Origin of the sequence: Streptomyces mauvecolor (assembly GCF_039532965.1) — a bacterium.
Classification (GTDB): domain Bacteria; phylum Actinomycetota; class Actinomycetes; order Streptomycetales; family Streptomycetaceae; genus Streptomyces; species Streptomyces violascens.
In genome coordinates, this window is the sequence record NZ_BAAASQ010000019.1 from 59947 (window position 1) to 73335 (window position 13389).

At 72.4% G+C, this 13389-nt stretch carries 9 protein-coding genes; 2 read left to right on the top strand and 7 right to left on the bottom strand.

Annotation, left to right across the window (positions count from 1 at the left end):
- Positions 1-5: 5 nt before the first annotated feature.
- The 6 genes from ABD346_RS24800 to ABD346_RS24825 are packed head-to-tail and all read right to left on the bottom strand — an operon-like array spanning position 6 to position 10755.
- Positions 6-5318, bottom strand: a complete 5313-nt coding sequence (locus ABD346_RS24800; RefSeq protein ID WP_344377794.1) for a condensation domain-containing protein — start codon at positions 5316-5318, stop codon at positions 6-8.
- 21 nt (positions 5319-5339) lie between these two features.
- Positions 5340-7235 carry a non-ribosomal peptide synthetase gene (locus tag ABD346_RS24805; RefSeq protein ID WP_344377795.1) on the bottom strand — a complete coding sequence of 632 codons (1896 nt, stop codon included), beginning with the start codon at positions 7233-7235 and terminating at the stop codon, positions 5340-5342.
- The gene (locus ABD346_RS24810; protein ID WP_344377796.1) at positions 7232-8308 is read right to left on the bottom strand and encodes an HAD-IIIC family phosphatase; all 1077 of its coding nucleotides are present in this window, start codon (positions 8306-8308) and stop codon (positions 7232-7234) included. Before ABD346_RS24810 ends, ABD346_RS24805 begins: the two co-directional genes overlap by 4 nt.
- Positions 8305-9555, bottom strand: a complete 1251-nt coding sequence (locus ABD346_RS24815; RefSeq protein WP_344377798.1) for an acyl-CoA dehydrogenase family protein — start codon at positions 9553-9555, stop codon at positions 8305-8307. The genes ABD346_RS24810 and ABD346_RS24815 overlap by 4 nt, the downstream gene beginning before the upstream one ends.
- Positions 9536-9808, bottom strand: coding sequence for an acyl carrier protein (locus tag ABD346_RS24820; protein WP_344377799.1), 273 nt, complete (start codon positions 9806-9808; stop codon positions 9536-9538). The genes ABD346_RS24815 and ABD346_RS24820 overlap by 20 nt, the downstream gene beginning before the upstream one ends.
- Positions 9805-10755, bottom strand: coding sequence for a 3-oxoacyl-ACP synthase (locus ABD346_RS24825; RefSeq protein ID WP_344377979.1), 951 nt, complete (start codon positions 10753-10755; stop codon positions 9805-9807). Before ABD346_RS24825 ends, ABD346_RS24820 begins: the two co-directional genes overlap by 4 nt.
- Before the next feature lie 450 nt (positions 10756-11205).
- On the opposite strand from ABD346_RS24825, the gene ABD346_RS24830 reads away from it, so the two are divergent.
- Positions 11206-11745: a hypothetical protein gene (locus ABD346_RS24830; protein WP_344377800.1), complete on the top strand. Its 540-nt coding sequence runs from the start codon at positions 11206-11208 to the stop codon at positions 11743-11745.
- On the opposite strand, the gene ABD346_RS24835 is transcribed toward ABD346_RS24830, so the two are convergent.
- On the bottom strand, positions 11742-12320 hold the full coding sequence (locus ABD346_RS24835) for a CGNR zinc finger domain-containing protein (RefSeq protein WP_344377802.1): 579 nt from the start codon (positions 12318-12320) through the stop codon (positions 11742-11744). The genes ABD346_RS24830 and ABD346_RS24835 overlap by 4 nt on opposite strands.
- 101 nt (positions 12321-12421) lie before the next feature.
- Between ABD346_RS24835 and ABD346_RS24840 the strand changes: the two genes are divergently transcribed.
- Complete coding sequence (locus ABD346_RS24840; protein WP_344377803.1) at positions 12422-13342, top strand: alpha/beta fold hydrolase; 921 nt, start codon at positions 12422-12424, stop codon at positions 13340-13342.
- Positions 13343-13389 lie beyond the last annotated feature (47 nt).

The following is a 13389-nucleotide window of genomic DNA, read 5'->3' on the forward strand; positions in this document are numbered from 1 at the left end:
CCGCGTCAGACGGTGTGCGCGGGCCGTGCCGTGGTCGGCTTCGCGGGTGTGCTTGCGCTGGTCGTAGGGCGGACGGACCACAGGCTCGACAGTGGTGCGCCAGGAGCGTGGGTGGCCGCACGCAGCACCACGAGCAGTCCGTCGAGCAGAGCCCGGGCACTCGACCGGTCGAAGAGCTCGGTGCGGTAGTCCAACGAGACGGACAGCTCGTCGCGCCCCGGCCCTTCGACGACGGACCAGGAGAGGTCGAGATCGCTGCGGCCGGGAGGCAGCGTGAGCCGTCCCGCGTCCGTGCCGGGCCACCGCACGGGGGCCGCCGCCACCCCGGCTGCCGGGCCGAGTGTCGCCGACAACGCCTGGTAGGCGTACGCCACGTCGAACAGGGGCGCCCTGCCCGGCTCGTCGGGCAGTCCGGCCGCGCGCACGATGTCGGCGAGCGGCACGTCCCGGTGCTGCTCCGCGCCGGTGACGGCGCGCCGTACCCGGTCGGTGAGCTCCTCGAAGGACGGGTCGTCGGCCAGGTCCAGACGCAGCGGCAGGCTCCGCGTGAAGGGATCCACCCGAGTCCGGGCCGCATGGAGAGGAAGCGCCGATCCGGTCAGCCCGATGAGCGCCTCGCCCGCCTCCGTGTGCCGGGCGAGCAGGGCGGCGACGGCCGCCAGCACGCTCTCCCTGGTCCCGGAACGGGACACCGCGTGGGCGAGGTCGCCGGGAATCCGGGACCCGACGGTGGCGATGGCGCGGGTGCCTTGGGCGGGCCGGGCCCGGTCCAGCGGCGGCGCGCAGTCGGCCAGTCCCCTCAATGTCCTTCTCCAGTAGGCGAGTTGGACCTCTCTTGCCGGGCCCGACCTGGGCGCGGTGTACTCGCCGGGCGGCGTGGGAAGCCCGGGCAGCTCGGCGCGGTGTCCGTCCAGACGGGCGCCGTACGAAGCGAGCAGATCCCGGAAGAACACGTCCGGCCGGCCACCGTCGTAGGCGTGCTGGTGGGTGGTCACCAGCAGGACGTGTTCGGCCGGGCCCGTCGTCGCGAGGAGCGCGTGGAGCCGGCGGCCCGATGCCGGATCGCGTACGAGTGCGGCCTCGGCCTGCGCGATCTCCCTGGCTGCGAACAGGGGCTCGCTCTCGCCGGAGACGTCCGCGGTGGTGAGGAACCCGTCGCCGAGCGACGAGCCGTGCCCGGCGGCTTCGACGCCCCTGGCACGCACCATCTCGTGCCGCTCCGCCAGTTCCTCCAGCGCCGTGCGGAGCACGGGAAGCCGCACCTCGCCGCGCAGTTCCAGGCAGCTGACAACGGGGGTGGCTACCGGAGCCACCGGGGCAGGCCGCGTGCCCGGTCCGACGGGTGGCAAAGGACCGCCGGGGAGGTCACCGAAGCACGTGTCCTGGTCGTCCGCGACGGCGTACAGCAGCTCGATGAACGCCTCGGACAGGGCGGAGATCGTGTCCGCGTCGAAGAGCTGCGTCGCGTACTCCATCATGACCACGATCTCGTCCTTGTCCGCCAGCTCGCCGACGACCATCGAGATGTCGAACTTGGCGGTGCCGGGGGGCAGTCCGGGGAAATGCGGGATGACGTCCGGGTCGTGTGCCGGTCCGACGGCGATCTCGCCGAAGGAAGCGGCCGGCGGCAGCGTCTGGTGCACGTACATCACGTCGAAGAGCGGGTTGCGGCTCGGATCACGGTCGACCGCGACCTCGCGCACGACCTGGTCGAACGGGATCTCCTGGTGGTCGAGGGCGCCGAGCACCACCCCGCGCACCCGGCGCAGCAGTTCGCGGAAGGTCGGGTCGCCCGACAGGTCGGAGCGCAGCGCGATCGTGTTGTTGAAGAAGCCGAGCAGGTCCCACAGCTCGGGCCGGCTACGACCGATGGTCGGGGTGCCGACGACGATGTCCCGCTGGCCCGACCGCCGTGCGAGCAGCACGTTGAGCGCGGTGAGCAGCACCATGAAGAGCGTGGCCCTCTCCTGGGCGCCCACCTCGCGCAGCCGCTGGACCAGGGCGCCCGGGATGGTGAACCCGTGGGTCGCACCCGCGAAGTCCCTCCGGCCGGGGCGCGGCCGGTCGGTGGGCAGCTCCAGCGTGGGCGGGTCGCTCAGCCGCTCACGCCAGTAGCTCAGTTCACCGTCGAGGCGGGAGCCGGCCACCAGCTCGCGCTGCCACCGCGCGTAGTCCGTGTACTGCACCGGCAGCGGCTCGATGCCGGCGGCCCGGTTCTCCAGGCGGGCCGTGTAGAACTCCAGCAGGTCCCGCAGGTGGATCTGCGGAGCCCAGCCGTCGTTCACCGCATGGTGCATGCACCAGCAGACGATGTGGTCGTCGTCGCCGAGCCGCACGACGGTCACCCGTACGAGCGGCTCGCCGGCGATGTCGAAGCCCTGGCGCGTGGCAGCGGTGACGACAGCGCCGGCCGAGGTCACCGGGGCGTCCTCGCCCGAGACGTCCAAGTACGTGAAGAAGTCGCCCAGTTCGGGCCGGATCACCAGCTCGGGCCTGCCGTCGGCCTCGACGAGATTGGACCGCAGCACCTCGTGGCGCCGCGCCAGGTCCTCCCAGGCCAGCCGGAACTTCTCGACGTCCAGCGGGCCGCGGTACCGGGAGGCGCCGGGGAGGTTGTACAGCGTGGTCGTCGGGTCGACCTGGTGGTGGAGCCACATGCGCTCCTGCCCGTACGACAGCACCGGTTCGCCGCCCGGGACGATCGGCGGCAACTCGGGGTCGGGCACCTCGCGGGCGACCGGGGCCGGCGGCGCGTCGGCGGCGCTCGGCGGGCGTGGCGCGGGTGTCGCCGGCGTGTGCGGGGCCCGCTCCTGAATGGCCTCCGCGAGCGAGCCGACGACGGGGTGGTCGTAGATGTCCGCCAGTTTGAGCCGGACCCCGTGCCGTACTCGAACCCGCTCCACGAGCTGGAGAGCGATCACGGAGTTGCCGCCGATGGAGAAGTAGTCCGCGTCGGCCGGGACGTCATCCGCGTGCAGCAGCTCGACGAGGGTGTCCCGCAGCCAGTCCAGTACGGTCCGGGACCCTTCGGTCCTCGGCTCGCCGGGCGTGCGGACCGCCTCCTCGGAGGCAGGCGCGGGCGCAGGCACCGGAACGGGAGCCGGAGCAGGGGGCCGTTGGGGTGTTTCGTCGAAGGACACCACCTCACCGAGGGGCCTGGCCCAGCAGCGAACGCCGGTGAACGGATGTCCCGGCAGCGGAACGCGGCCCGCCGACGGGTGGGCCCGCAACGCCGGCCAGTCCAGGCCGACGCCTTCCTCGTACAGCCTGCCCAGGAGCTCCAGGACGGCGGCCTCGGCGTCGGCGGCACCGGGCCGCAGGCGGAGCACGCGGGCTTCCGGGCGGGCGTGGAGGTGAGCGGTGAGCCGGTCGCTGATCTCGCCGCGGGAGGCCAGCTCCACGAACACCACGGGGCCTCGGGAGAGCTGCTCGTCCGCCGCCGCGTGGAGCTGCTCCACCCGCAGCGGGTCGCCCGCCACCGCCGGGTCCTGCCCGCTGTGCGCTCGCCGCAGCACGGCGGTGTCGTCGGCACTGAGATCGCCCCGCAGGTACCGGGCGGTGTAGCGGGAGATCCCCGAACTCATGAGCCCGTCCGGCGAAACGCCGGCCCGGACAAGGCGCTGGTACGTCGCGAGCTGCCCGCCGATCATCGCGGCCCGGTCGGCCGGTGCGGGCAGCTCGTCCGGCAACGGGTCCGGCTGCTGACCGCGCGGCTCGTAGGGCGTGGCGTCCGCGGAGAGCAGGAAGACCACCCGGGGCGCTGCCGTGGAGCCGAGGGCAGCCGCCTCGGCCGCTTCCAGCCGACGCCAGGTGACCTCGGCGGCCAGGCGTGCCGCGAGCTCCGAGGTGTCCCGGGCCGTCACGCACGCGCGGTGGGGGTCGTGGTCCCGTCCCTCGTTCAGCGTCCGCGCCACGTCGGCCAACGGGTGGGCGGCGTGGCGCAGTTCGAGCGACAGCTGCTCGCACTGGGCGAGCAGGTCGGCCCGGCTGCGGGCGGACACCGCGATCAGCTGCGGGGCACTGACGGCGGGGAGGTGTACCGGGGCGGTCGCCGGGGGCTGCTCCACCACGCAGTGCGCGTTGACGCCGCCGAGGCTGAACGAGCTCACGCCGGCCCGTCGCGTCTCGTCGTCCCACTCCTGGAGCGAGGTGACGACCTCCAGGCGGGCACCTGCGAGGTCGACCTCGTCGGCGGGCTCCTCGAAGTGCAGCGACGGATACAGCTCGCCGTGGTGCACGCTGAGGACCGCCTTGATCAGCCCGGCGATTCCCGCGGCGTGGTCCAGGTGGCCGATGTTGGTCTTGACCGAGCCGACCTTCACCGTGCGGTCGCCGTCGGGACGGGCCAGGGCCAGGCCCTCGGCCTCCACCGCGTCGCCGAGCCGGGTGCCCGAGCCATGTGTCTCGATGTATCCGGCGGTCGCCGGGTCCAGCGAGGCATTGCGCCAGGCCTTGGTGATGGCCTGTGCCTGCGAGCGGGCACTCGGGGTGCTGATGGTCGCGGAGTGCCTGCCGTTGTGCAGCACGGCGCTGCCGCGGATCACGGCGTGGATGAACGCGCCCTCCGCCACCGCCCGTTCCAGCGTGGTGAGGAGCACCACCCCGCCGCCCTCGCCGGCGCCCGCGCCGTCCGCGGCACGGTCGAAGGCGCGGGAGCGGCGGGTGGGCGAGGCGATGCCCGGGAAGTCGGCCACCGCGGCCGACGGCCGCACGACGTGGTGCAGGTTCACCCCGCCCACGACGGCGTAGTCCGCGTCGTCGTCGGCGAGTTCACGGCATGCCTGGTGGACGGCGACGAGCGAGCCGTTGCAGCCGGTGTCCACGCCGTAGCAGGGGCCGGTGAAACCGAAGAGGTGGGAGATCCTGGCGGGCAGGGCGCAGGGGATGTTTCCGCTCATGCCGAGGGTGCCGTGCTCGCGGACCAGGGGTGCGTAGCCGTTGCCCGGCGAGCTGAAGATCACCGCCGTCCGGCTGTCGCGGAGGCCGGACGGGGCGTATCCGGCGTTCTCCAGCGCCTCCTCGGTGAGCTGGAGTGCCAGCCGGTGCTGCGGGTCCGTCACCTCCGCCTCACGCCGGGACAGACCGAAGTGCTGGTGGTCGAAGAGGTCGATCCGGTCGAGGTAGCCCTGTTCGGGATAGTCGTTGCGGGGATCGAGCCCTGTGGTCCGGATACGTTCCGCAGAGATCGGGCGCACGGAGTCCCGCCCCGCCCGCAGGTTCGCCCGGAAGGCGGCGAGGGAGTCCGCCTGCGGGAAGCGTGTGGCGATGCCGATCACCGCGACGGCCGGTCTGCCGCGTGTCACGTCCGTACCGCTCATGTCACCTCTCCTTCGCGTGTGTCAGAGCTCGTAGGTGGCCGGTGGGGCGGGTTCCTCGCCGTGCGCGCGCTCGCCCAGGTGGTCGGCGATGCGCCGGGCCTGGGCGGCGATGGTGACGTGGTCGAACAGCTCGCCCACCCGCAGCGCCTCGGGCCACCGCTTGTCCAGCCTGTCGTGCAGGTCGATGACCTTCATCGAACTCCCGCCGACGGCAAAGAAGTTGTCGTCCGGGCCCGAGCCGGAGTGCCCGAGGACCTCCGCCCAGATCCGGCCGACGGCGAGCCGGTGGCCGCTCCAGTCCCCGCCCGCGGTACCCGGGGAAGCCTGTCGGCCTGCCGGGATCAGCCTGCGGAGCGCGGCCCGGTCCGCCTTGGTGCTGCGGTCGAGCGGGATGGGGTCGACCGGCACGAACAGGCTCGGTGTGGCCTGCTCCACCAGTCGGCCTCGGCAGTGCTCGCGCAGCTTCGAGGCATCCGGCGGCCCGCTGCCGGGTGTCGGCAGTACGAAGGCGATCACCTGCGGCTCGTCCTGCCCGGCGCGTTCGCAGAGGACCACGGCCTGCGCCACGCCCGGATGGCTCTCCAGCACGCTCGCGATCTCGCCGAGTTCGATCCTCGCACCGCGGATCTTGGCCTGGTCGTCCGTTCGGCCGTGGTAGTGCAGCGTGCCCCGCTCGTCGACGCTCGTGATGTCCCCGGTGCGGTAGAGGCGCCCGCCCGGCCGCCCGTACGGGTCCGCGACGAATCGCCCGGCCGTCAGGGCCGGCTGGTTCGCGTAGCCGAGTGCCACGAGGGAGCCGCCGACGTAGAGCTCGCCCCGCTGCCCGGCCGGGACTTCACGCAGCCGCTCGTCCAGCACCAGGGCCCGCGTTCCCGGCCAGGGCCGCCCGATGGGGATGCGGTCCCCGGTGGGGTCCGGATCGGTCTCCACCGTGCAGGCGATGGTCGTCTCGGTGGGCCCGTACTCGTTGACGAACCGGACCCCCGGCAACCGCTCGTGGTGCGCGGCCACCATCCCCGGGGTGCACTCCTCACCCCCCACCACCACCATCCGCAGTGTGTCGGGCAGGCCGCCGGGATCCTGGAGCACCGCCCGGTAGTAGGAGGGAATGTTGAACAGGTGTGTCACCCGGTGTTCCCTGGCCAGTCGGGTGAACTGCCCCACCTGCACGAGCTGTCGGGGGTCGGGCAGGACCAGCGTGTGGCCGCCGGTGAGCGACCAGAACATGCCGCCGAGTATCCCGTCGAAGGACAGCCGCAACGCGATCAGGAAGACGGAGCGCTCGGTGCCGTACACCGGCCCACGGCAGCCGATCGACGCCGCGAACTGGTCCCGGCCGACCATCACGCCTTTGGGCACACCGGTGGATCCCGAGGTGTAGGCGACGTAGGCGGGGCTCTGCTCGGGGACCGGTGGGTACGGGTCGGTGGGCAGTTCGCGGCCCGCCTCGACGAGCCGCGCCGGATCGAGGCCCGCCGCATCCACGACGGCCGGCGGGGCGGGCATCGCCGAGAGCACGGAGGCCGGCACGGCGTCATCGCCCTCGCTCAGGACCACCGCGCAGTCGGTGTCCCGGCACAGCGCCTCGAACCTTCCGACGGGCAGGTCCGGTTCCAGGACCGCCCAGGTGGACCCGGTGCGCAGTGCCGCGAGCATGGCGATCACGGACAGGGCGCTCTGCTGCGTCCGGACGCAGACGACCCGGCCCGGCCGCAGCCCGTGCTGCCACAGCAGCTGTGCGAGACCGGCCGAGGCCTGGTCGAGCTCGCGATACGTCAGCGAGATCCCGCCGATGATGAGCGCGGTCGTCTCGGGTGTCCTGACCACCTGGCTCCGGAACGCGGCCCACACCGGACGTACCTCCGTCGGGGCGTCCGCGGGAACGAACCGATCGGTGCCACCGGCATCCCGGGTCATCGCTGACTCGCTTCCTGTGCCGTGTGTGCCGGACCGGCGATCACGCGCGTGTGTCCGGGAGCCTTGGGCAGCGGACGCTCCGGATCCACAGCGAGTACGAGGCGGTCCTCGTCGGCAGCCGTCGCCCCGTAGCCGGCGAAGCGCATCGTGACCAGCATGTTCCGGTTGGTCTCGGTCGGGACGAAGTGCGCGACGGGGCGTCGGCCCGCCGCAAGCGCCTGCTGGATCAGGTGGTGCAGGAGCACGCTTCCGGCGCCCCGCGAGGCGACTCGGCAGGACATCAGCATCAGCCGCAGGACCGAGTCCCGCCCGACGAGTGCGGTGACGGCCAGGCCGATGATCCCGTAGTCGCCGAAGCGGTCGCGGAGCGTGGCAAGCAGCACCTGATGGTCCGGCGAGGAGCTCAGCCGGCGCAGCTCGTCGATGCCGTACGTCAGCCCCGTGCTGTTGAGCTGGTGCGTGCGGACGGTCAGCTCGCTGGCCCGGGACAGGTCCTCCTCGGTGGCCGGGCGGACCTCCATGACCAGATCGAGCGAGTCGAGGAAAGCCTGGCGTCCTTCGGCGAACTCCCCTTCGGCCTCCTGGCGTCGCCACTCTGCCTGGTAGAGCCGACGTCGCCCGGCGGCCTCCGCGGTGATGTGCTCGGGCCGGAACTCCTGGTATTGCGGGAGCTGTCCTACCTCCGTCGCCGGGTAGCAGCGGACCATGGGAAGTTCGCTCGCGACCTCCGCCCGCTCCAGCGGGTCGTTGTCGACGAACGCGATGGTGTCGAGACCGATGTTGAGCGCCTTCGCGATCCGGCGCACCGCGGCGGACTTGGCGCCCCAGCCCACCTCTGTCGCGCAATACCAGTCGGCCAGCCGATGCTCCGTCAGATGGCGTTGGGTGACACTGCGTTCACCCCGGCTCGCGGCGGCATGCAGAATGCCGCGGCGGTCCAGCTCGGCCAGGGTCTTGAGCGCCGAGGGGAAGGGGACGGGATCGTCGCCCTCCAGCACCACCCCGTCCCACAGGGTGTCGTCCAGGTCCCAGACCAGGCACTTGACGGTGGGCGCGCCTGACGCCGCCGTCACAGCGACTCCCCGGGAAGCCGGCGCTCGACGGCGGGATCCGGGCCGCGTGCGGCATCGCCGAAGCGCCGCAACAACCGCTCGGCTATGTGCAGTTCGGACACTTGCTGGGCTCCTTCGATGATCTCCATGACCTTGGCGTCCCGGAAGTGACGGCCCGCCCTGCTGTCGGGCGCGCAGCCGGCCGAGCCGAGCACCTGCACGGCGTCGCGGCTGCCCGTCGCCGCAGCGGAAGCCGCCGCGTACTTGGCCATGAGCGTCTCCGCCACCCCGTGTCCCGGGCCAAGGGCCCGCGCCTCCGCGGCCCTGCGCGAGAGTTCCCGGGCCCCGGCGGCGTCCACCGCCGCCCTGGCAAGGAGTGACCGGACCAACTGGTGGTCTCCCAGAGGGATGCCGCCCTGCCGGCGGACCGCGGCGTGGGTGGCCGCGTCCTCGACGCACGCGTCCGCCATGCCCACGCATCCCCAGGCGACCGTGAACCGGCCGTGGTCGAGCGCGGTGCCGGCCACATGGGAGAGCCCAAGGCCGGGAGGGGCGACGAGCTGACGCCGGGGCACCCGCACGCCGTCGAAGGACAAATGGGCGATCCGGGCGCCCCGCATGCCCAACTGGCCGTTCACCGGCTCCCGCTCGACACCGGCGCGGTCCGCGTCCACGAGCACCGCGGCCGGCTTTCCCTCGTACCTGCCGAGGACCAGGAATACGTCGGCGACCGCGCCGAAGGTGACCCACCTCTTGCGACCGCTCACGACCAGCTCCTGGTGGTCCGGCCGGGCCGACGCCTCGATACGGGTCTCCACCGACCCCAGCGCGCTGCCGGCGCCCTGCTCGGTCGCCGCGAAGCCGGCGGTCAGCTCACCGGCGGCCAGCCTGGGCAACCAGTCGGCCCGCTGCGCCTCGGTGCCCCAGCGCAGCAGGGCCGCCGCGACCATGCCCTGTACGGTCAGCAGCCCGCGTAGCGCGCTGCACTCACCGCCGATCCGTGCGGTGATCTCCCCGAGCGTGAGCGGATCGAGGCCTGCGCCCCCGTACCGCCTGGGCAGGTCCGCGGCGAGCAGTCCCGATGCGGCGACCTCTCTGCGCACCGAATCGGGCAGTCCGCCGTCCTGGTCCCAACGGGAGGCGCGGTCATGTGCGTCGGCCGCCAGATCGGCCGCGACCCGCGACAGGTCCACGGGGTGCACGGGCTCCGCAGGCGGCAGCCCCGTCGTCGTGCCGTCGGGGGCGCTTTCAGGAAGCCTCGGCTGCATGTGCCTCTCCCGACTCGGGCGCCGCGGTCTTGCGCCGGACGAACTCCGTGATGCGGCGGGCGGTCCTGAAGCTGTCCAGGTCCAGGTCCTCGACCTCGACGGTGAGGGCGAAGTGGCTCTCGACGAAGGTCACCAGTTCCAGTGCGAACAGTGAGTCGGCGAGGCCCCGTGCGAAGTAGTCGTCGTCCGGCTCGACCTGCCGACGAAGAGCCGCGCTCAGAAAGGCGGTGATCTGCGAGGTGACGTCGTTCATGCCGTGTCCTCCTGGGGACCTGTCTCGACCAGCAGCAGACTCCAGGCAGCTACCGGGCTCACGTTGATCAGGACCGCGAGGTCGCCGGGGGCCAGCTCCTTGCGGTCGAGTGCCGTGCGGAGATTGAGGAAGACGTCGTTGGGGCCGAGGTGTCCGAACTGCCGGAGGTTCTCCCGGCAGGCCGGCAGCAGTTCGATGTCCAGGGCGTCCTCCAGGAAGGTGAAGCTCCCGGCGGACAGGTTCTGGCTGACGAAGCCGGCGACGTCCCCCCGGCCGATTCCGTTGCGCCGCAGCAGGTCGTCCAGCATCGCGGAGAGGCGGTTGCGCGTCTCCATGGCCAGGCGGAACGTGTAGGTGCTGGGCTCCGTGCACTGTTCACGCCATTGGGTGGTGGGGCGGTCCCGGTAGTCGACGTGGAAGAGGTCCCAGTACCGCCCGTTGGTCAGTTGCATGATGTCGAGTACCCGTGTGCGCCCGCTGCGGGAGAGCAGCAGCGCCTGCCCGGCGTCGCCGTTCACGGTGACGGGGTGGCGGTAGCGCAGGGCGGCGGCCGGCTTGCTGCCGTGCACGACCAGGACATCATCGAGGGCAGGGTCCGCGGCCAGCAGTCCGCGGGCCGTCAGCAGCGCCGGGGTGATCGAGACACAGCCGAGTCCGCCGACCGAGAAAGTGGTCGCGTGGTCGGCGCCGAGCCGGTGCTGGAGCCGGGTCGCCTCGGAGCTGAGGAACGTCTCCTGGACCCGCGACTCCACCATCACCAGGGCGCCCAGGTCCCGCGCGTCGAGCCCCGCCTGTTCGAGCGCCCGGCGCGCCGCGCGTTCCGCGAGAGTGACGGAGTTCAGCCGGTCGTCGGCCCGGACCGTGTCGATGCCCAGACCGTCGCGGGTGGCTCGCTCGGTCTCGTCGAGCGTTCGTACATCGGCGATCGGGAGGGTGTGCTCGGGCATGTACCAGGCGGCGCTGCGGATGGCGACGGAGGCTGCGCCATGCTGGAGGGCCTGCTGGGACACGGTCGTTCCCTCTCGTCTCAGGGGTCAGTGCGGTCGGCCGAGGTCGGTTCGACGCGGGTGGAACAACCGTCTGGACAGGACGGTGGGGGGCACCTGCTCAAGAACCGGAGTCGAATCCGTCGCGACGTCCCCGATTCTCACGAGGGCAACTGACGGGCCGCTGACAGCACCCAATCCCCCTTGTCACTGCGGGGGGTTACTGGGCGTGCGAGGGGCTGGTGCACGGCTCGGGTCGCGCCCTCGGGGCCGTGGCCGGACGACAGATTTCGCAGAGCTGTGCGACATCCGGACGCTTCGTTGGCCGATGTAACCGTCGGGCGAGTCCGTCCCGACCCGAGCCGGGTTCCTGCTCACCGGATCAGTTGTGTGTTCACGGAGTTGCCGTATGTGCCGAGCCCGTCCCAAGGGGTGTGGCGCCTGGGGCCGATCCCGGTCAGGGCGTACACGCTGCGCATCCTGGCCGGTGTGTTGGCGGCCACCTGGCTGCCCCGGCGGCGCTGGGCCGCGCTCGGCCACGACCCGGAAGAGGTCGTGGACATCGTCTCGTACACCGCCGGCCGTGCCTGGACCGAGGCGCTGCGCGTCGACCACGCCCACCGCTTCCTCGGGCTGCGCCTCAACGACTGGATGCCCGCCGCGCCGTTCGTCGGCGCCGCGGCCGGCCGACGCCGTACGCCGGCACGGCTGCCCGTGCACCTCTACCGGCTGGGCCTGGGCCCGCTGTTCGGCAAACGGCTGCTGCTTCTCATCCACACCGGACGCGTCTCCGGCCGGGTCCGCCAGGTCGTCGTCGAAGTGGCGGCGTACGACGCGGAACAGCGGGCCCAGACGGTCGCTTCGGGCTTCGGCCCGAACGCGCAGGGGTACCGCGACCTCCGCCACTCGCCGCAGGTCACCCTGCCGGCGCATGTTCCCAGCAGGCTCTAGCCCTCGGCGCGGTGTCGCTCGTAGTAGCGCGCCACACGGGCCCGGTTGCCGCAGCGCGTGGGCGAGCACCAGCGGCGGCGGGGATGCGCGGGCAGGAAGAGCATGACGCAGGCGTCGGATTCGCACTGCTTGACCCTGCCCAGCGCCGCGGGGTCGGTGAGCAGGTCGGCGGCGGCCTCGGCCAGCAGGGCGGCGATGCGGACGCCCAGGGGGCCCTCACGACGCTCAACGGCGGTCACGGCGGTGCCGTCCCAGAGCAGCGCGCGCACGGGGGGCGCCGCGCGCTGGGCGCCGGTGAGCCGATGCAGGGCAGCCCTGGGCGGGGCGTCCCCGTCGAGAAGCGCCCGGACGGCGGTCTCGGCGTCCTGCCGTACGGCGCGCACCGGGGCCAGGTCGGCCTCGTCGGGCATCTCCTCGGCGAGTCCTTCGGGGAGACGGTGCGCCTGGAGCGCCAGCCAGGCGGCCAACTGCTCCGGGGTCGCGAGAAGGTCCTTGCGGCAACCGCCCTCCACGGGACGGGTGTTGACCAGGTCGAGGACGAGGGGCTCCCCGGTCAGCAGCTCACTCTCAGACATGCCCTAATGCTACATGCAGCCATTGACCCATTAGAAGAGTCAGGGTTATAACTGCCTCCACCGGATAACTAATGCATCTTCCCGCCATGGAGGCATGTGACATGACGACGTCCGCCGCACCGCACAGCCCCGCAGCCGCATCCCGCATCGCCGTCCCCGCCCGCACGGCCCACCGCCGCGTCGAGGTCGACGGCGTGGACGTCTTCTACCGCGAGTCGCTGCCCGAGCGCGCCGACGCCCCCGTGCTGCTGCTCCTGCACGGATTCCCGTCCGCCTCGCACCAGTTCCGCCGCCTCATCGACACCCTGGGGGCGCAGTACCGGCTCATCGCCCCCGACTACCCCGGCTTCGGCCACACCGAAGCCCCCACCGGCTTCACGTACAGCTTCGAGCGACTCGCCGACATCACCGAGGGCTTCGTCGAACACCTGGGCCTGCGGCGCTTCACCCTGTACGTCTTCGACTTCGGCGCCCCGGTCGGCTTCCGGCTCGCACTGCGCCACCCGGAGCGGGTCGCCGGCCTCGTCGTGCAGAACGGCAACGCATACGAAGAGGGGTTGTCCGACGGGGCGAGGGAGTTCATCGCGCTCACCCCCGAGCTGCCCGGCGCCGAGGAGACCATCCGCGGGCTCCTCACTCTCGACGCCACCCGCGGACAGTACGAGGGCGGCACCCTCGACCCCCAACTGGTGGCGCCCGAGGGCTGGTTGCTCGACCAGCACTTCCTGGACCTGCCCGGCCGCACGGCGGCGCAGCTCGCGCTCGCCTACGACTACCGGTCGAATGTCGCTGCCTACCCGGCCTGGCAGGCCTGGCTGCGCGAGCACCGCCCGCCGACCCTCATCACCTGGGGCACGAACGACCCCTTCTTCCCGGAACCCGGCGCCCGCGCCTACCTGCGCGACGTACCGGACGCCGAACTGCACCTCTTCGAAACGGGCCACTTCGCCCTGGAGGACCGGCTGCCGGAAATCGCCCCACTGATCGCGGACTTCCTCGACCGGACCTGGCCCCGGGCGTAACCGCCGCGGCAAGGACCGGGTGCCGCGCCATGCAGGGCCCTGGCCTG